This window comes from Kitasatospora sp. NPDC096128, assembly GCF_040303105.1.
GTDB lineage: Bacteria > Actinomycetota > Actinomycetes > Streptomycetales > Streptomycetaceae > Kitasatospora.
Map to the genome: position 1 here is coordinate 73,779 of NZ_JBEOSP010000004.1, position 18,976 is coordinate 92,754.

The 18,976-nt window shown below is 74.5% G+C and carries 12 protein-coding genes, 1 pseudogene and 1 riboswitch; of the genes and pseudogenes, 9 read left to right on the forward strand and 4 right to left on the reverse strand.

The annotated features are described in order from the left end of the window. Positions 1 to 85: 85 nt before the first annotated feature. Positions 86 to 535, reverse strand: a pseudogene (locus tag ABTY61_RS06440) (flavodoxin family protein); the annotation flags it as partial. A gap of 293 nt (positions 536 to 828) precedes the next feature. Between ABTY61_RS06440 and ABTY61_RS06445 the strand changes: the two are divergent. Continuing rightward, positions 829 to 1,185, forward strand: coding sequence for a hypothetical protein (locus ABTY61_RS06445; protein ID WP_350503782.1), 357 nt, complete (start codon positions 829 to 831; stop codon positions 1,183 to 1,185). A 255-nt stretch (positions 1,186 to 1,440) separates the two neighbouring features. Here the strand turns inward: ABTY61_RS06445 and ABTY61_RS06450 are convergent, their stop codons facing one another. Beyond that, entirely contained in the window at positions 1,441 to 3,627 is a 2,187-nt protein-coding gene (locus ABTY61_RS06450; protein WP_350503783.1) for a collagen-like protein, read from the reverse strand. Continuing rightward, complete coding sequence (locus ABTY61_RS06455) at positions 3,624 to 5,426, reverse strand: HSP90 family protein (protein ID WP_350503784.1); 1,803 nt, start codon at positions 5,424 to 5,426, stop codon at positions 3,624 to 3,626. The genes ABTY61_RS06450 and ABTY61_RS06455 overlap by 4 nt, the downstream gene beginning before the upstream one ends. Before the next feature lie 317 nt (positions 5,427 to 5,743). Here ABTY61_RS06455 and ABTY61_RS06460 point away from each other — a divergent pair, with 317 nt between their 5' ends. Then, a complete protein-coding gene (locus ABTY61_RS06460; RefSeq protein WP_350503785.1) occupies positions 5,744 to 7,372 on the forward strand; it encodes a sialidase family protein in 1,629 nt (542 codons plus the stop codon). 101 nt (positions 7,373 to 7,473) lie between these two features. Here the strand turns inward: ABTY61_RS06460 and ABTY61_RS06465 are convergent, their stop codons facing one another. After that, positions 7,474 to 8,187 (reverse strand): IclR family transcriptional regulator, encoded by a 714-nt coding sequence (locus ABTY61_RS06465; protein ID WP_350503786.1) that lies wholly within the window; start codon positions 8,185 to 8,187, stop codon positions 7,474 to 7,476. Between the two features lie 200 nt (positions 8,188 to 8,387). Next, a riboswitch (SAM riboswitch) is annotated at positions 8,388 to 8,530 on the reverse strand. Between the two features lie 130 nt (positions 8,531 to 8,660). Here ABTY61_RS06465 and ABTY61_RS06470 point away from each other — a divergent pair. The 7 genes from ABTY61_RS06470 (at position 8,661) to ABTY61_RS06500 (ending at position 18,969) form a co-directional block, all read left to right on the forward strand. Next, a complete protein-coding gene (locus tag ABTY61_RS06470) occupies positions 8,661 to 8,918 on the forward strand; it encodes a hypothetical protein (RefSeq protein WP_350503787.1) in 258 nt (85 codons plus the stop codon). 207 nt (positions 8,919 to 9,125) lie between these two features. Beyond that, complete coding sequence (locus tag ABTY61_RS06475; RefSeq protein WP_350503788.1) at positions 9,126 to 10,442, forward strand: hydroxymethylcytosylglucuronate/cytosylglucuronate synthase; 1,317 nt, start codon at positions 9,126 to 9,128, stop codon at positions 10,440 to 10,442. A 172-nt stretch (positions 10,443 to 10,614) separates the two neighbouring features. Continuing rightward, a complete protein-coding gene (locus ABTY61_RS06480) occupies positions 10,615 to 11,940 on the forward strand; it encodes a M1 family metallopeptidase (RefSeq protein ID WP_350503789.1) in 1,326 nt (441 codons plus the stop codon). 99 nt (positions 11,941 to 12,039) lie between these two features. Then, on the forward strand, positions 12,040 to 13,854 hold the full coding sequence (locus ABTY61_RS06485) for an RNA ligase family protein (protein WP_350503790.1): 1,815 nt from the start codon (positions 12,040 to 12,042) through the stop codon (positions 13,852 to 13,854). Further along, positions 13,854 to 16,736 carry an RNA repair domain-containing protein gene (locus tag ABTY61_RS06490; RefSeq protein ID WP_350503791.1) on the forward strand — a complete coding sequence of 961 codons (2,883 nt, stop codon included), beginning with the start codon at positions 13,854 to 13,856 and terminating at the stop codon, positions 16,734 to 16,736. The genes ABTY61_RS06485 and ABTY61_RS06490 overlap by 1 nt, the downstream gene beginning before the upstream one ends. Positions 16,737 to 16,984: 248 nt before the next feature. Next, entirely contained in the window at positions 16,985 to 17,611 is a 627-nt protein-coding gene (locus ABTY61_RS06495) for an ArsR/SmtB family transcription factor (RefSeq protein ID WP_350503792.1), read from the forward strand. Between the two features lie 50 nt (positions 17,612 to 17,661). After that, a complete protein-coding gene (locus tag ABTY61_RS06500) occupies positions 17,662 to 18,969 on the forward strand; it encodes an MFS transporter (protein ID WP_350503793.1) in 1,308 nt (435 codons plus the stop codon). The last annotated feature ends 7 nt before the right edge of the window (positions 18,970 to 18,976 follow it).

An 18,976-nucleotide genomic window follows, 5' to 3' on the forward strand; every position in this document is an offset into this window, starting at 1 on the left:
CGGGCTCGATCACCTGTCCGCAGGCCGAACGGGTCCTGAAGGACGACGACGCGTCAACCGACCACCAGCCCCGGAGCCCCGCAATTCAGCGGTGTTCGGGGTTCTCGAAGTCGAAGCGGCAGCCCGCGTCCCACTCGGAGCGCTGGTTGCCGAGGGCCGGGATGCCGCCGGCGTCCTTGAGCATGCGGGCCAGGTGGAGCTGGTTCCAGGTCATGAAGGTGGTGTTGCGGTTGGTGAAGTCGTTCTGCGGGCCGCCCGAGCCCGGGTCCAGGCAGGAGGGGCCCGGGCCGGCCTCGCCGACCCAACCCGCGTCCGCCTGCGGGGGGACGGTGTAGCCGAGGTGCTGGAGGCTGCAGAGGACGTTCATCGCGCAGTGCTTGGCGCCATCCTCGTTGCCGGTGATCAGACAACCGCCGACCCGGCCGTAGTGGGCTTACTAGCCTTCGGAGTTGAGGATCGAGGAGCAGGAGTAGAGCCGCCCGATGACCTTCTTCATCACGGAGAAGTTGTCACCCAGCCAGATCGGGCCGGCCAAGCGCTTGAGGGTGCAGTTGATCACCAGGGCGCGCAGGTCGGCGTACGAGGTCGTCGGGTCCGGCACCGGGGTCTCCTTCGGGTGGTCGGGGAGGCCGGGCGGCGGCGGGCTCCCCGCGCAGCTCACCAGTCCGGGTCGGCGAGCGCGCGGGGCTGGGCCGGTTGCCTGACCGTGGGGTACTGGGCCGATCGGCTGAATGATTCTGCTCGTGCGTCCGGGCGCCCGGGCTCTGTTCGACCGGACGGCCGATCAGTAGCATGAACTCGCCTGCCACCGTGGCTCCGAGGGGACGAGTGACCGCCGTGATCACGCTCACCGCAAGCAGCCTGCCCGTCCACGGCGTGGACATCGACGTGGACTTCGACCTCGCTCTGGCGGGCGACACCGCCGTGGACCCCGCGGACCCTGGTGCGCTCTCGATCCCGGCGGAACCCATGCCGCAGGTGACCCAGATGGATCCGCTGCCGCCACAGTCCACCCAGATGGACTTCGAGTTCGAGTACGTCACGGCCCCGGCGGAGACCGCGCCGCAGGTCGTCCAGACGTACGTCCAGCTCGACCCTCCGCTCCTCGTGGACGCGATGGCGCCCCGGATCGCTGGGGCCGGGACCGGTGAGGCGACCGGCAACGCCGCCGCCGGCACGGTCTGAGGACCACGCCGCGCGCATGGACCACGGCCCGCCCCCGCCCACCGTTACGCCCGCCCCTTCGACCGCTTCCCCTCCCGGCGCGAGCACGAGGACCGGTGGGCCGAACTGACCCGCGCGATCGCCGCGGCCGGCCAGGACGGCGGGCTCTTCTGGTGGCACGGCTGGGAGCAGTCGGCCACCGCCCTGCGGACCGTCGAGCGCGCCCTGTGGGAGGGCGGCCGGTAGACCCTCAGGGCCGGGTAGCGGCAGGTCGGCTCAGTCGTCGAGGTCCTCCAGTTCCAGGCCGTGTTCGGTGAGCAACTTCGCCAGCTCCTCGTCGGCGCCCCGGGCCCGCAGGACCTTGCCGAGGAGCACGATCTCCTCCCAGGCGTCGTCCGGCTCCAGCAGCGCGAGGGCGGCACGGGCGAACTCCTCGGCTGCCGCCACGTCACCGAGTCGCAGCAGCACCTCGCCGAGGTCGGTGAGCACCGTGCTGCGGCGCCCGGCCGCTTCGGTGTCCGGGTGCGCGTCGAGCAGGGCGCAGGCCGTCCGCAGCCGCTCGGCGGCCTCCTCCAGCCGGCCGATCGCCTGCAGGTGCTCCGCGTAGGCGATCAGGACGACGACGGTGGGCGAGACGGCGCGATCGGCCGGGCCGGCCAGGCCTGTCAGACCGGTCGGGCCGGTCGGGCCGCGCTCGCCGACCCGACCGGGCGCACCGGCCTCGCCGAAGAGGCGGCCGAGCACCGCACCGGTCTCCCCCAGCAGGTCGGCGAGCACACCGTCCGTGGGCTCGGCATCGGCGTCCGGGTGCCTGGCCAGCGCCTCCCCGAGCGCCGCGAGCGCCTCCTCCTCCCGCCCCGCGGCCGCGAAGCCGCGCGCGGCGGCGAGGCTCCAGCCGGCCGCCTCGGGGCCGTAGCCCAGCCACTGGCCGAGGGCGGCTTCGAGCTCCGGACGTGCCGGCAGCAGCGGCAGCGGTTGCAGCCGTTGCGGCGCTTCCGGCGACACCCCCGGGCCACCGTCCTGCGGCTCCCGCCCCCACGGATCCGAGTCCAGGAGTTCGCGCAGCGCCCGGACGCCGGAGCCGCCCGGCCCGTCCATCCGGTAGGCGCGCGCCAGCACCCAGCGGCAGGCCGCCGCGTCCGCCGTCAGCCCGAGCCGGTCGAGCTCGCGGATGGCCTCCTCGGCGGCCTCCGCGGCCTCGGCGTACTGCTCGTCGGCGAGCATCAGCTCGGCGGCGGCCGCCCTGGTGCGAGCCGCCGCGACCAGGTCACCGGCCGCGGTCCGGTCCGCGACCTGGTCGAGCAGCCGCTGGAGTCGCTCCCCGCCGCGGGAGTTCGCGGCACGCTCGAAGACCGACAGCGGCAGGGGCTCGCCGATCGCGCCGGTGTCCATCCAGTCGCGTATTCGGGTGCTCTGGTAGGTATTGCCGTTGCGGGCGTCGAAGCGTTCCGCGATGCCCAGGGCGCGCTCGCGCAGTTCCACCGCGAGCTCGGCGGCGGGGGTGTCCGGTCGTCGCTTGCCCTCGACGGTGGGGAAGCGAAGCACCGCCCCGCCGTCGCCGCCGTTCTGCTCCTGGCTCCGGGACAGGACGGCCACGGCCGCCGCCGCGAACTCCATCTCCGTCAGCGGCGTGCGCGGCCGGTCGAGCCAGGAGAGGTGGCGCTCGATCAGGTCGAGTCCGCGCACCAGGTTTCCGCTGTGCACGCAGAACAGCAGGTTCAGCGCCAACTCCCCCAGGTGGTGCGGGTTGTCGCGGATCCTCCGGTAGGCGGCGCGGTGCGCCTCGACGGCCCGCTCTCCCAGGCCGGAGCGGACGAACGGCAGCAGCAGCTCGGAGTAGATCAGCTGCGGCTGTTCGGTGCAGCCGGAGCGGACCGCCGACTCTCCGATCCGGATCGCCTCCTCGTCCCGGCCGAGCGCCACCAGGGTCTGCACCTGGCTGCTGGGCACGCAGCCCGCGCAGTCGGAGAGGGCGTCCCTGCGGGTGAGCGCCATCTCCTCGTAGTAGGCCTGGGCCCGCTCGACCTCGCCGGTGAACTGCGCCGCCTCGCCGCGGTTCTGGAGGACCGCGTGCATGCTGTGACCGCCCCGGCGGTAGCGCCGCTCCATATCCTCCAGCAGGTCCGTCCCCCGCTGCAGCGGGATCTCCGGGTACTGGTAGACGCTGTAGGCCATCCACTTGAACTGCCACAGCAGGGTGTGCTCGTGTCCGGATCCGAAGCGGTGCGGCTCCCGGTCGTAGGCCGCCAGGCACCAGGAGAAGGTGAGGAACGCCTTCTCCGGTGCCCAGCTGTGCTGGAACACCGAGGTCGCCGACATCCGCACGTCGAAGGCGAACTCGACCAGCCCGAGCGCGTCGGCGTGGCGGATCACCTCCTCCAGGACGGCGAACTTCGCCGCGCCCGTGGGCATCCCGCGCGTGCTGGCGTAGAGCTGCCGGAGCTCCTGCTCGGTCCGGCTCATCGCACACCTCCGGCGACGGCCCGGCCGATCAGGCCGAGGAAGGACTGGTTGAGGGCGGCGGTGTCGGCCGGGCGCAGCGGGTGGTGGCCGAGCAGCAGCGCCTGGGCGTACAGGCCCTCCAGGCACATGGTCTGGAGCTCCGGATCGGCCAGCGCAAGGACCTGGCGGGCAAGCGGGTTGCGGTGGTTGAGCACCAGCCGGGGCCGGGGCGGGGTGTCGGCCTGGAAGCTGCCGAGGATCGCCGCCCAGGTCTCGTCCACCTGCTCCCGGGCGCCCTGGACGTCCAGTTGGAAGGCGGTGTCCTCGTCCAGGAGGTAGAGCGAGGGCAGTCCGGACGGCTCGAAGGAGCGGACCAGCAGGTCGCAGCCGAGCCGGTCGAGCACCCGGTCGGCCACGGCCAGGAACGGGGCGATCGCCTGTTCCTCGGCCGTGTCCAGGCGCTGGAGGTGGGTGGTGAGGTCGGCGGCGCGCAGTTGCTCGACCTCCAGGGCCCGGTCCACCGTCGCGAGCCGGTCGACCAGTTCGGCGTCGTACACGTAGCCGGCGTTGACGACCGCCAGGCCCTGCGCGGCGGCCACCGGCGCCAGCTGCCGGAACTCGTCCAGCAGCGGGGTGAAGCGCAGCAGGCCGTAGCGGTCGGTGAACTCGGCGAGGGTCAGCGGGCCGACGTTGGTCTCCATCGGCCAGAACTCGGCGACCAGGCGCAGCATGTCGTCATCGTGCAGGGCGAGCGCCTTGACGCCCAGGTGGTGGACGCGCAGGAAGGAGCGCAGCCGGGCGGGCTCCCGACGGCTCAACCTCACCAGCCAGCCGCGCAGTCGGTCGCCGAGGGCATCCCGGGTCGCGTCCAGCAGGGAGTCCTCGTAGAGCGCCTCGCGGCTGGCGGTGGGCCGCAGCTCCGAGGTGTCGACGACGCAGCGCACGAAGAAGGCCCACTCCGGCAGCAGGCGTTCGGCGCCCTCGGCGAGCAGCATCTGCTTGAGGTACACCCGGTGCGCGGCCGGGACGGCAGGGTTGGCCGGCATCGGCAGGACGAAGGCCACGCCGCGCAGGCCCGCCTCGGCGGTGGCCACGTCGATCACGTCGAAGGGCGTGAAGCCGAAGACCTCCTCGCAGTACGCCTGCAGGCGGGCGCGGCGGGCCGGTTCGCCCTCACCCTCGGGGCGGTCCCAGGGTGCGGGGCCGCCGGTGACCGGGGTGCCGTCGACCGTGACCGGGTGTGGCAGCCGGGCGCCGTAGTGGGTGACCAGTTCGGTCACGGCCCGGCGGGTGAGCAGCTGCTCGCAGCCGGGGCGGGGGCGCAGGGTGACCGTGGTGCCGGTCTCCTCGCGCTGCCCGTCGGCGGGCGCGAGTTCGACGGAGTAGGCGCCGTCCGAGAATCCGTGCCACCGCACCGTGGGCTCGCCGGCCCGGCGGGTGGTGACCTCGATGGCGTCGGAGACCATGAAGCAGGACAGCAGGCCGATGCCGAACTGGCCCATGAACTCGTGCCGGGCAAAGCCCAGCTCGTCGCGCTTCGAGCTGCGCCCGATCGTCGCCAGCAACTCGTGCACCTGCGCCTCGGCGAGGCCGATGCCGTTGTCGCTGATGGTCAGTGAGCCGTCGCCGGTGGTGTCGCTGGAGGCGATCGCGATCCGGGCCTCCCGCGACGCCTCGGCGGCGTCGCCCGGGTGCCGGGCCGTGATCGCGTCCACGGCGTTCTGCAGCAGCTCGCGGACGTACACCTGCGGGCTGGTGTAGAGGTGGTGGCTCAGGAGGTCGACGATCCCGCGCAGGTCGACGCGAAAGGTTTGGCTCAACGGACTCTCTCTCAGGTCGTGTCGGGAGCACCCTAGAACGGGGGTACGACAGGGCAAACCGAATATCCGGGCGATGGGCGCCCGGACGGTCGATCGCCCGGAGGACGACCGGGACATGGGAGTAGAACCGCAGGTCAGCGCCAGTAGGGCGACAGATGGTACGGACTGGGTAAGGAGCGCGCGCGGATGGTTGGCGCGCCCCCTGGGGCTGGCTAGACTCGCGCGGCCGACCGAACGTCAACTCCCGTTCGGCACCGGGACAGCGCAGCACCACCCAGGACACCAGTCACCTCCCGCTGACGACCATGGGGGTCTCCATGCAGTTCCGCACCAGAGCGTCGCTCGCCACCGCGACCGCGGCGCTCCTCCTCGCCGCCGCGGGCGGCACCCCGGCCGGCGCGGCCACGCCCGGTACCACCAGCGCCGCGAACCCGACCGGCGCGAACCCGACCGGCGCGGCCACGCCCGCTGCCCCGCTCGCCGTGATCTCGCCCGGCGACCCGTACGCCGCCTGCGACCTCTCCGCGGACGGTGACGGCACCAACTACCCGTCCGCGGAGGACGAACCGTACGCCGCCGCCAACCCGCTCGATCCGGCGAACACCATCACCATCTACCAGCAGGACCGCTGGTCCAACGGCGGCGCCCGCGGCCTGAGCGCCAGCTACACCACGGACGGCGTGCACTTCACCCAGAGCACCCTGCCGTTCACCCACTGCGCCCCGGGCGGACTGGCCTACCAGCGGGCCTCCGACGGCTGGGTGAGCTTCGGCCCCGACGGCACCGCATACGCCAGTGCCCTGGTCTTCGACGCCACCACGCCCCGCAGCGCGGTGGCCGCCGCCACCTCGACCGACGGCGGGCGCAGCTGGCAGCACGTCACCGAGCTGATCGGTGACAACGATCCGGCGATCACCGACGACAAGAACGCCGTCACCGCCGACCCGGTGCACCCGGGCACGGCCTACCAGGTCTGGGACCGGGTGGACCAGGCCGCCGGCCCGGCGCCGGCCTTCGACGGGCCTGGCTACCTCTCCGTCACCCGCGACCACGGTCGCACCTGGTCCCCGGCGAAGCCCTTCGTGATCACCGGCACGACGCCGAACACCCAGACCATCGGCAACCAGATCGTGGTCGACCCCCGCACCGACACGCTGTACGACTTCTTCGACTGGATCACCTTCACCGACGCGACCGCCACCACGGTCAGCGATGTGCACTTCGGCATGGTCAGTTCCACCGACCAGGGCCGCACCTGGAGCCAGCCGGTCCGGGTCGCCGCCGACACCTCGGTGCCCGAGGTCCACCCGAACGCGCCCGCCGACGCCACCAAGTCCCTCCGGGCCGGCGCCGGCCTGCCCAGCGTGGCCGTCGACCCGCAGACCGGCGAGCTCTACCTCGCCTACGAGGGCTCGGAGTCCACCGGCGGCCGGTACGACGCGATCCAGCTGGTGCACTCCGAGGACGGCGGCCGGACCTGGAGCGGCCCCACCCGGATCAACCAGGCCCCGGGCGCGCCGGCCTTCACCCCGTCCATCACCGTGACGGCCGACGGCACCGTCGCCGTCAGCTACTACGACCTGCGCTACCTCACCCCGGGCGACACCACCACGCTGCCCACCGCCGCCTGGCTGCTCAGCTTCCCGCGCGGCGGCGAGAGCAGCCCGGTCGAGCGGCAGATCTCGCCGGTCTTCGACTGGCTCAAGGCGCCCTTCGCCGGAGGACACTTCCTCGGTGACTACGAGGCCCTGATCACCGACGGCCACCGGATCCGCCCGGTGCTGGTGACCGCCGGCGCCGACCCGCTGAACTCCACCGACGTCTACAGCGGCCGCTTCCGGCCCGACACCCTGCGCAGCCCGGCCGCGGACGGACCGACCGACCAGGCGGCGCGCACCGGGGCGCCCGCGGTCGGCCCGCGCGCCGTCCAGCACCTGCGGCGCTGAGCCGGTCCGGCCACCGGCACGGTGCTGCCGGTGGCCGCCCGGGCCCTGGTCAGCGGCTCGATCAGGGCCCGCGCGGCGTTCTTGAGTGCGCAGTTCGTCGGTCAAGGCCTGCGCAGCGCGTCGGTGAGGTGGCCGGCCGCCTCGATGACGGCCTGCGAGAGGCGGGCACCGGGGTGCCGGGTGAGCCGTTCGATCGGCCCCGAGACCGCGACCGCCGCCACCACCCGCCCGGACGGGCCGCGGACGGGCGCGGAGACGGAGGCGACGCCGGGCTCGCGTTCGCCGATCGACTGGGCCCAGCCCCGGCGCCGCACAGCGCTGAGCGCGGTGGCGGTGAACCGGGCGCCCTGGAGGCCGCGGTGAAGCCGCTCGGGCTCCTCCCAGGCCAGCAGGACCTGGGCGGCCGAGCCGACCTTCATCGGCAGGGCCAGGCCGACCGGAACGGTGTCCCGCAGGCCGAACAGGCGCTCGGCGGCCGCGACGCAGATCCGGACCTCGCCCTGCCGCCGGTACAGCTGGGCGGTCTCGCCGGTGACGTCGCGCAGGTGGGTCAGGACCGTACCGGCGGCGGCCAGCAGGCGGTCCTCACCGGCGGCGGAGGAGAGCTCGGCGAGCCGCGGGCCGAGGACGAACCGGCCCTGCAAGTCCCGACCGAGCAGCCGGTGGTGCTCCAGTGCGACGGCGATCCGGTGGGCGGTCGGCCGGGCCAGGCCGGTGGCGTCGACCAGCCCGGCCAAGGTGGCCGGACCGGCCTCCAGGGTGCCGAGGATCGAGGTGATCTTGTCGAGCACGCCGACGCCGCTCGTGTTCTCCATGGACGGGTACTCCAGTCTCAGATCCCGTGAGCGACGGGTGGGTTCGGCTCACGGGCGCTCCGGTGGGGATGGGAGCGGGGTGGTCAGCGGGGACAGGCCTGCGGGAACAGCAGATTGCCTGCGCCGAGCACGAGACGGGTACGCGAAAGGGCCGGGGCGGGAAGCGCCCGGGCGAAGGACAGCACAGAGAGCACCGTGTCTCCTCATCTTCCCCGCGCCACGTTGGCGACAGGCCGGAGTTGGCACTGACCCCGGACGGCACGGCGCGTACTTCGGACGCCGGGTCGAACGGGGAGTTGCCGGGGCTTCGTAGGGCCGGTCCCTCCACCCCTCTGGATGATTCGCGAAGAACCATACAAGATTTCCCGGGCACCCCGCCAAACCTTCTCCCGGTCCCCACGCCCGGGGCCCGCGGCGACGGGCCCGCGCGCTCCCGGTCACCACGGCCGGGCGGGGCGCGGAAGAATGGGACGGTGACCAGCACTCAGCCGATTCCCCGGGGCCTCACCGCCCTCATCCCCGACGCCCGCACCCAGGCCACGCCCGGCGAGCGGGCCGCTTCCCAACTCCTCCACCTGCGCGAGGCGACCGTGCCCGTGCCGGTCCTCGCCGCGGCCGCCGAGCTGATCACCCCGCAGCTGAAGGACCCTGACCCGGCCACCCGCGCAGCCGCCACCGCCGTCCACACCCGCCTGCTCGCAGCCATCGAGGACGCGGCCCCCAGGCGGTAGCCGACTCCCTCCCCCCCCCCGGGGGGAGCGGCGGGTTGCCGACTGCACCGCTCGGCCCTCCTTCGTCAATGCACCGAACGGGAACTTCACCTGGCGGGGTGGTTAGGTTTCGCTTTTCCGTAGGTAGTCGAACCGACTCGGTCTCGCCCGGCTGGTACGAATGCGGAGCGACAGGAAAATCCGGTACGGGCGGGGGAGTTGGCAGCGATGAAGGCGAACGCGGAGAGCAGCACGGTGGCCGTGGCCGGGGTGGAGTTCGGCTGGGGCAGCTCGGGGAAGTTGAGCGCGGTCCTGTCCGCGCTCCGGGCCCGCGGCGGCGAACGGCTGAGATTCATCGGACTGGCCTCCGGGCTGGGTAGACCGGTGCTCGCCGAGCAGCCGGTGGAGCGCTGGTTCGACCTCCCGGAGGAGCAGTCGAACCGGGAGCTGAGCCGGATCGTCCACGCACAGCGCGTGCGGGCGGCTCTGGTGGTGCTGAACGGCGCGCTGGCGAACGCGCTGCGGGCCTGCGGGGTGCCGGTGGTGTTCGTGGACAGCCTGCCGTTCCTCCGGACGGACGGCGACCGGCCCGACCTCCCGCTGGACGCCGAGGTGTACTGCGCCCAGCGGTGCGTGGAGCTGCCGTCGGAGGGCGCCCGGGTGCTGGCCGGCGCGCGCCGGCTCCGCTGGGTGGACGCCGTGATCGACGACGGCGGCGTCGTCCGCAGCCGCACGCCCACACCCCACCCCCGGCGCGCGCTGCTCAACCTCGGCGGACTGCGCGCGCCCCACCTCACGGACTGGGCGAGCTATCCGCAACTCGTCCTGCCCGCCGCGCTGGAGGCGCTCACCGCGAGCGGGGTCACCGAGGTGCACATCGCGGGCAACCTGCCCGCCTGGCTGGCCGCCCACCTGATGGACTCCTGCACCCACCCGCCCGTCACCGCCGTCGGCGCCCTCCCCCACAAGGAGTTCCTGCGTCGCCTCGCCGAATGCGACGTGCTACTCACCTCTCCCGGGCTGACCACCCTCCTGGAGGCCGGGCGACTCGGCACCCCCACGCTCTGCCTGCCGCCGCAGAACCTCGGCCAGATCTTCAGCGGCCGTTTCCACAGCCAGGCGCTCGGCGCCGACGTCCGTCTCCGCTGGCCCCGCGAGGTGTTCGACGAGGAGGAGGCGCTGGCACTGCGCGTCCACAGTGAGGGCAAGGCGCTCGACCTGATCTACGGCGGCATTTCCCGCGCCGCCGACCTCGGCCGCCACCGGACGGCGACGGCCGTACGGGAGAGCCTGGTCGAGAAGCTCAAACAGCTGGCCGACGGGCTGGCCGGCGGGCCCGGGGCCGGCCTGCCCGCCCCCGACGGCCACACCCCCGGCGGTCATGTCCCCGACCGTCACGCCCCCGACCGTCGTGTCCCCGACCGTCACGTCCCCGACTGGACGGCGTTGACGAACGCGGTCGGCACGGCGGGTGCCGCCCAGGTCGCCGACGCCCTGCTCCAGCTCCTGGTCGAAACCCCGGGAGCCGCCCGGCCCCTCCGCTGACGTGTCCCCGCGCCGCTCCCGAGCCCTCGCTCCCCGTGCCACCGGTGGGAGGTCTGCGCGGTCACCCCGACGGCGGAGCTGCTCGTGTCCCCGGGGTGGTCGGGGCCGTTCTCACGGCACCCCGCCCCTGCACCCCGCCTCTCCGACCCCCTCCACCGACAGGATCCACGGCGTGCGACGTCTCCTCCCCCTGTTCGCCGTCCTCGCCGTGCTCCTGTCGGTGGCCGCCGCCCCACCCGGCCGCGCCCCCGCCGACCCGACGCGCACCCCCGGCACCCCGGTCTACGCCGTCGAGCTGAGCAGCGACGCCACCGGTGCGCACTGGCGCGGCCACGAGCGGATCACCTTCAGCAACGCCTCGCCCGAGCCGCTGCACGAGGTGTACCTGCGACTCTGGGACAACTTCCGCGGCGGTTGCGCGACCCCGTCCGTCCGGGTGACCGGCCTGAACGGGACCGCCGAGGTCGACTGCACCGCCCTGCGCGTCCCGCTGGCCCGCCCGCTCGCCCAAGGCGCCTCCGACACGGTCGAGTTCGACCTCGCCGTGGACGTCCCGGACGGCATCGACCGCTTCGGCCGCGACGGCGCGTTCAGCTTCATCGGCAACGCCCTGCCCGTCCTAGCCGTCCGCGACGGGACGGGCTGGCACCTGGACCCGTACAGCGAGCTCGGCGAGTCCTTCTTCGGCCTCGCCTCCGACTTCGCCGTCACCCTCGACCACCCCACCGAGGTGCTGGTGCCCGCCACCGGCACCGCCGTCGACACCCCCGGCGGGCCGGGCCGCACGATCACCCGGGTCGGCGCCCGGCACGTCCGCGAATTCGCCTGGGCCGCCGGGCCGTTCCACCGCATCGACGGGCGGTCGGCCGGCGGCGTCCGGATCGCCGTCTACTCGGTCACCGGCGTCACCGCCGAGGACGCCCAGGCGATGCTGGACCTCTCCGTGCGCACCATCGACGACCACTCCGCCCGCTACGGCCCCTACCCGTACGGGGACGTCGCCACCGTCCTCGACGACGCCTTCGACTTCGGCGGCATGGAGTACCCGGCCTTCGTCCTCGACCGGATCCGCCCCTCCGCCGTCATCCACGAGCTGGCGCACCAGTGGTGGTACGGCATCGTCGGCGACGACCAGTACCGCGCGCCCTGGCTGGACGAGTCCTTCGCCGAGTACGCCATGGACGTCGAAATGGGCCGGACCAAGGAGGACTGCACCGCCGCCACACCCTTCCTCGCCCCAGGCGAGCGCCTCACCAATTCGATGAGCTACTGGGACGCCCACCCCGACCGCTACGAGCCGGTCATCTACGGCCACGGCTCCTGCGCCCTGCACGAACTGCGCCGCCTGATCGGCGCGGACACGATGGCCGCCCTCCTGCACGACTATGCCCGCGCCCACTGGTTCGGCGTCTCCACCACCGCCGAGTTCAAGGCCGCCGCCCAGGCCGCGACCACCGTCGACCTCGCGCCCTTCTGGCGCGAGCACCGCATCGACTGAGCCCCACGTGAACTCCCACCAGCCTCGTTAATCGGTGGCCCCCGCCTCTCACCGGCTCCTACAGTGTGCGCCGGATCAAGGTCGTTCAGGGAGCCGGACATGCGAGTGCACTACCCTCGGACGCCGCATCTCCCCTGGTCACCGGGGGCCGCGGCGGACGACGTACGGGCCGGGGACGTCTCCTGCCTCGCCGGCACGGAGGTCGTCGTCACCGAGAAGATGGACGGCGAGAACACCACGCTCTACCCCGACGGCCTGCACGCCCGCTCGTTGGACTCCGCCCACCACCCCTCCCGGGCCTGGGTCAAGGGCCTGCAGAACCGGGTCGGCGCCCGCATCCCGGACGGCTGGCGGATCTGCGGCGAGAACCTGTTCGCCCGGCACTCCATCCCGTACACCGAGCTGGACAGCTGGTTCTACGGCTTCTCGGTCTGGACCCACCTGGACCACTGCCTGGACTGGGACGCCACCGTGCGCTTCCTGCGCCGCCTCGGCGTGCCGACCCCCCGGGTGCTCTGGCGCGGCCGCTACGACGAACGGACTCTGCGCGCCCTACGCCTGGACCTCGAGCGGCAGGAGGGCTACGTCGTCCGGACCGTCCGGGGCTTCCCCCGGGGCGAGTTCGGCGAGCGGGTCGCCAAGTGGGTCCGCCCGCAGCACGTACGGACCGACACCCACTGGATGCACGCCGCGGTGGTGGAGAACGGCCTCGGGCCAGCCGCCGCGCTCTGGGACGTGCGTTCCGGCCGCGTGCCGGAACTCCCGCTGCTGGCCGCTTCCTTGGGCCTGCCCGAACTCGGCGGCCTGCCCGAACTCGGCGGCCTGCCCGAACTCGGCGGCCACCCCGGCCCCGACCGCCACCCCGAACCCGACCGCCGGGCCGAGGAGTTGGCCGACGTCTCCGCCCGGCTCGACGAACTCGGCCGCACCGGCGACGCCCGCCTGGCCGGCGTGCTCGCCACCGCACTGCGCACCGCCCGCCGCGAGTCGCTCGCCCCCCGGCTCGCCGACCGCCTCGGCCTGCCCCTGGCCCGCCGGGTCGCCGACCTGGTCGGCCTCCACGCCGGCCTGCAGCAGCCGTACCCGGACGCCGAGCGCCGCACCGGACTGGTCCGGCTCGCGAGCGCCGCCGATCTAGGCGTGCTGCACGCGGTGGCCGCGGCCGCCGCGGCCGGCCCGGCCGAGCGCGAGCAGGTCGCCTGGTCCGCCCTGCACGCCGAGGAGGCCGGACTGCTCGGCGCCGACCCGCTGGCCTGGCTGCGCACCGGCCTGCGCGAGGCCCTGGCCGACCTCGCCGCCGACGGCCCCGACGGCCCCGACGCAGCCGACCGCTGCTGGGCCCAGGCCCGCGAAGCGTACGCGCTCGGCCGGATCAGCACCGTCGAGGAGGCGGTCGCCGCCACCTGGCGCTGGCGCGACGGCCGCTTCCCCCGCCTGGTCCACCTGAGCGGCCCGTCCGGCAGCGGCAAGAGCACCTTCGCCGCCGCCCTGCCCGGCGTCTCCGCCCGGATCAGCCTGGACGACCTGCGCGCCGCCCGCGGCTCGCGCGCCGACCAGCGCAACAACCCCGATGTGCTGCGCACCGCCCTGGCCCGATTGGACGGCGCCCTGGCCGAGCCGTCCGCCACCGTCGTCTGGGACGCCACCTCGCTCAACCGCGAGCAGCGCTCCCACGTCCACGGCACCGCCCGGCGCCGCGACGCCCTGCTCACCCAGGTGGTGCTGCTGGTCGGCGAACAGGAGCTGCTGCGCCGCAACGCCGTCCGCCCGCACCCGGTACCGCCCGAGGTGCTCACCGCCCAACTGCACCGCTACAGCCCGCCCTACCCCGGACAGGCACACCGCACCTGGTACGTCGGCCCGGGTGGCACCGTGGAGGACACGGCGGGCTCGCTCGACTCCGAGGAGGACTGATGCGCCCCATCGAACAGGTCTGCCAGCGCATCCGCTGGGACGCCCGCTTCGACCCGGCCCGGTTCGTCCTGGGCGTGCGCCAGCGCGACGACCGCACCGAGCGCATCCCGCTGGAGGCCTTCACCGCCTCCGGCGAGATCCCCTGGCACCGGGTGTACTGGGTCGAGGCCGACGGCGTCGTGGTGTGGGACCGCGGCACCGGCGTGGACGTCCTGGACACCACCGAGGCCGGGCACCGCGCCGAACCGCGCCACCTGCCCGCGCCCTTCTTCACCGCCGCCACCCCGTACGCCTGGCGGCCGGACGGCGGCTGGCAGCCCCACCACCGGGCCGGCGCCGGGCCCGACACCACGGCCACCACGGCCACCACGGCCACCACGGCCACCCGAGCCGCCACAACCACCGCGGACACCCTGCGCGTGGTCACCTGGAACACCCTGTGGGACCGCTACGACGCCGACCGGATCGCCACCGCCCGCCGTCGGCCGCTGCTGCTCGCCGAGCTGGCGGCCGCCGACGCCGACGTCATCGCGCTCCAGGAGGTCGAGCCCGCCTTGGTCGTCCAGCTGCTGGCCGAGCCCTGGGTCCGCGAACGCTACGTCCTCGGCACCGACCCGTCCGGCCGCGACGTGCCCGAGTACGGACTGCTGCTGCTCAGCCGCCTCCCGGTGCTGGAGGCGGGGCGGCACACCCTGGGCCCGCACAAGGCCGTCACCGCCGTCACCGTGCGGACCACCGACGCCCCGCTGACCGTCGCCGACGTCCACCTCAGCAGCGACCACTCGACCGACGGCCCCGCCCGCCGCCAGGCCGAACTCGCCCGGCTCGCCGAGGGCCTGGCCGGCCTCGAGGGCGAACTGCTGCTGCTCGGCGACTTCAACGACGCCCGCACCGGCCCGGCCGGGCCCGCCGCCGCACTCGGCCTGCGGGACGCCTGGACCGAGGTGCACGGCCCGGCCGACGACACCCCCACCTTCGACCCGACCGCCAACCCGCTCGCCGCCGTCTCCTCGCTCACCGGCCGCCCGGGCCGGATCGACCGCGTCCTGTACCGCTCCGACCGGGCCCGCGCCACCGCCGCCACCCTGCTCGGCGACCGCCCGAGCGCCGACGGCCTCCACCCCTCCGACCACTACGGCGTGGCCGTCGACCTCGCCCTCGGCAGCTCCCCCGCACCCGAGGCCCTCGACGCCGCACCCACCGCCCGGACCGCCGTCGCCTGGCTGCCGCCCGAGGAGCTGTGGCCGCCGATCCAGCAGCTGCGCGCCGCCCACGACCCGCAGCTGCACCGCTGGCCCCCGCACGTCAACCTACTGTTCGGCTTCGTACCGGAGTCCGAGTTCGACCGCGCCCTGCCGCTGCTCGGCACGGCCGCCGCCGGGGTCGCCCCGTTCAGCGCCCGGCTGGAGGGCGTGCACACCTTCGGCCGGCGCGAGGACGCCACGGTCTGGCTGGACCCGGCTGCCGCCACGGCCGAACCCTGGGCGGCGCTGCGGCACGCCCTGGAACGCCGGTTCCCCCGTTGCCGGGGCCGCGCCGAGGGCTACACCCCGCACCTGAGCCTGGGGCGCAGCGACGACCCCCAGCGGGTGGCCGCCGACTGCGCCGCCCGGCTGCGCGGGACGGACGCCCGGGTGGGCGAGCTGGTGGTGCTCTCCCGGCGGGGCGAGGAGCCGATGCGCCCGCGCGCGGTGGTCACCTTGGGAACGGGCGAGGTACGGGTGCTGCCGGAGGAGCCGACGGTCCGGCTCCAGCCCGAGTCACCTGAACGCACCTCCCGAGCGGACGCGTTGGCCCGCCGGCTGGCCGCGGCGCTGCCCGAGGGAGTCGTCCACCTGGTCGGCTCCCGACGGCTGGGCTGCCAGCTGGACGGCGGCGACCTGGACTTGATGGCGGCGCTGCCCGGTCCGGCCGACCTGCCCGGGGTGCTGGCCCGGGTCGCGGCCGCCCTGCCGCAAGCCCGCCAGGTTCGTGAGGTGCGCGGCGCCCGGGTGCCGGGACTGCGGCTGGAGGCGGACGGGTTGACCGTCGACCTCGTCGTGGTGTTCACCGGCGCGCTCGACCCCGCCCAAGCGGTCGCCCGCCGAGCCGAGTCGGGCGAGGCGGCGGCCGTCGCGCTGAGCGCCGTCACCGACGCCGAGGCGATCCTCTCCGCGCTCGGCGAACGGCACCCGCGCTTCGTCCGGCTGGCCCGGCAGGTCAAGTCCTGGGCCCGGGCCCGCGGCCTGGACGGCGCGCCCTTCGGCCAACTGCCGTCGCTGGCCTGGTCGGTGCTCGCCGCCCGAACCGTCCTCGACGCGCCGGAACCACTGCAGGACACCCCCGACGGGGACGACCTGTTCCAGCGCTTCACCGAGACCTGGGCCTCCTGGGACTGGCGTCAACCCGTCTCCCTCACCGGGGAGTTCAGCACCGAAACGGCCGCCCCGCTGACCGTCCTCACCCCCTCCGCCCCGGTCCGCAGCTGCACCGCCCAGGTCGGCCCGGACACCCGCGACCTGCTCACCGAGGAGCTCTACCGCGCCTGGGAGCTCACCACCGCCGGCACAGACCCCTGGCCCGCCCTGCTCACCCCTCCCCCGCTGCACCGCCGCCACGCCGCCTGGGCCGTGGTCACCGCCGACCGGGAGTCCGTCGGCCCCGCCCGCGGGCGCCTGCGCAGCCTCCTCACGGCCCTCGGGGAAGCCGGCGCCACCCGCCTCCACGCCTGGCCCCAGCCCTACCGGAGCCGCGACGGCCGCACTCACTTCCCCATCGGCCTCGGCCCCGACCCGCTCCCCCGCGCCCGGCTCACCCCCATCGCCACCGCCTGGTCCCGCGGCCTGCCCGGCGTCCACGTCGACCTCGCCGAGTGCGGCGCCGTCCCCACCCTCCCCCGCTGACACCGGGTCCGTCCCCTCCCCGGACGGGACCCTGGAACTTCGGCCGCGAATATTGCCACGGTTGACGGCACCGGCCCGCCATCGACCACGCGGCCGATGCCCCGGGGGGAGTTCATCCGCGCGCACTCACACAGCGTCTTCTCCGATCCCGGCTCCCAGGTCCGGCGCAATCGCGGCGGACGAAGGCCGGAAACTTTCCTTTCGCAGTTTTCATTGCGCAACTTTTCTTTCGGACTTACGGTGGAGTCATGCCCCAGGCTCCCGAACCGCCCCAGCCCCAGCCCCAGCCCCAGCCCCAGCCGGAGCGGATCACTGACCTCTCCCGTCTCAAAGCGTTCACCAACCCGCTGCGCATGCAGCTCTACCGCCTTCTCTACGCCGCCGGCACCGCCACCGCCTCGCAGCTCGCGGAGCAGGTCGACCAGGCGCCGTCGCTGGTCAGTTACCACCTGCGCAAGCTTGCCGAGCACGGCTTCGTCACCGAGGCGGCCACGCAGAGCACCGACGGGCGGGAACGCTGGTGGCAGGTCTCCTCGGAGGAGGGCTGGGGGTTCCGCGAGTCGGACCTCGCCGGCACGCCGGAGGGCGCGGCCGTCGTCGGCACCGTCACCCGCAGCCTGGTCGACACCCGGGTCGCGCAGTACCGCACCTACCTGGACCAGACCTCCGCCTGGGGCTCGGAGTGGACGGACGCCGCGTTCAGCACCGAGTGGCTGCTCGACCTCACGCCCGCCGAACTCGCCGAGCTGAGCGATGAGTTGCAGGAACTCGGCCGCCGCTGGCGGGAGCGTGGCAAGGCGGCCCGCGCGGCCGGCGCGGCCGAGGGGCGCGAGCACGTGGCCGTTCACGTGTACGGCTTCCCGTTCCGTCCGTGACACGCCCACCGGCTCCACCCCACCCCCACCCGACCCCTCGGAGCCCCGCCATGGCCACGCTGGACACGCCCCCGTCCGCCCCCGCCCCCGCCACCACCGCCGCCGCCGCCACTGCCACTGCCACCGGGACCGCCGCCCACCGCGACCCCAACGTGCTGCGCTGGCTCACCGCCTACACCGCGTCGCTGGTCGGCGACAGCGTCTACTTCCTCGCCCTCGGCTGGTCCGCCCAGCGAGCCGCCGGCCCGGCCGAGGTCGGCCTGGTGATGGCCGCCGGGGCGCTGCCCCGGGCGGTGCTGATGCTCGGCGGCGGGGTGGTCGCGGACCGGCTCGATCCCCGCCGGACGATCCTCGCCAGCGACGCAGTGCGCTGTCTGCTGATCCTCTCCGTCGCCGCCGCCATCGCCCTGACCACGCCCGCCCTCTGGCTGCTGGTCGCGGTGGCCCTCGTCTTCGGCGCCGTGGACGCCCTGTTCGTCCCCGCCGTCGGCGCCCTTCCGCCCCGGATCACCGGCCCCGACCAGCTGGCCCGCGTCACCGGCCTGCGCTCCCTCGCGATGCGCCTGGGCCAGATCGCCGGGCCGCCGCTCGGCGGCGTGGCCATGGGTCTCGGCGGCCCGGCCGCGGCCTTCACCGTCGCGGGCGTGCTGTTCGCCGTCTCGCTGCCGCTGCTGCTGTCGGTCCGGATCCGCCCCCTCGCTCCACCCCCGGAGCACACCACCCGCACCACCCCCGCCGAACGCACCACCGCCCGCGCGGACTTGGTCGACGGCCTGCGCTACATCCGCCGCCACCGGCTGCTCGGCCCGCTCGTCCTGGCCGGCGCCGTCTGCGAGCTCGGCCTGACCGGCACCCTCAACGTCGGCATGGTGCTGCTCAACGCCGAGCGCGGCTGGGGCCCGTCCGGCTACGGCCTGATCGTCGCCTGCTTCGGCGCGGGCGCCACCGCCGGGGCCGCCCTGCTCGCCGTCGTCGGCCGGCTGCCCCGGGCCGGTCTGACCATGTCGGTCACCCTGCTGCTGGGCAGCGTCGGAGCGGCCACCCTGGGCCTGGTCCCCGCCCTCTCCTCGGCCGCGGTGCTCGCCGCGCTGGTCGGCCTGGCCGCGGGCGTCTTCGGCACCCTGGACGGCGCCCTCGTCCAGACCACCGCCGACCCCGCCTACCTGGGCCGGGTCACCTCCGTCGTGATGCTCACCATGGTCGGCCTCGCCCCGCTCAGCTACCCCCTGGTCGGTGCCGCCATCGGCGTCTGGGGCGCGGCCCCGGTGTTCCTCGGCTGCGGCGCGTTCTCCTGCCTCGGCGGGCTCTACGCCCTGACCTCCCGGGCGGTCCGGCGGGCCGAACTGCCCCGACGGTAGAGTCCTG

Coding starts and splice junctions, on each gene's coding strand:
- ABTY61_RS06450 (WP_350503783.1), bottom strand. CDS start 3,627: ATGAGCCGGACCGAGCAGGAGCTCCGGCAGCTCTACGCCAGCACGCGC.
- ABTY61_RS06460 (WP_350503785.1), top strand. CDS start 5,744: ATGCAGTTCCGCACCAGAGCGTCGCTCGCCACCGCGACCGCGGCGCTC.
- ABTY61_RS06465 (WP_350503786.1), bottom strand. CDS start 8,187: ATGGAGAACACGAGCGGCGTCGGCGTGCTCGACAAGATCACCTCGATC.
- ABTY61_RS06475 (WP_350503788.1), top strand. CDS start 9,126: ATGAAGGCGAACGCGGAGAGCAGCACGGTGGCCGTGGCCGGGGTGGAG.
- ABTY61_RS06485 (WP_350503790.1), top strand. CDS start 12,040: ATGCGAGTGCACTACCCTCGGACGCCGCATCTCCCCTGGTCACCGGGG.
- ABTY61_RS06490 (WP_350503791.1), top strand. CDS start 13,854: ATGCGCCCCATCGAACAGGTCTGCCAGCGCATCCGCTGGGACGCCCGC.
- ABTY61_RS06495 (WP_350503792.1), top strand. CDS start 16,985: ATGCCCCAGGCTCCCGAACCGCCCCAGCCCCAGCCCCAGCCCCAGCCC.
- ABTY61_RS06500 (WP_350503793.1), top strand. CDS start 17,662: ATGGCCACGCTGGACACGCCCCCGTCCGCCCCCGCCCCCGCCACCACC.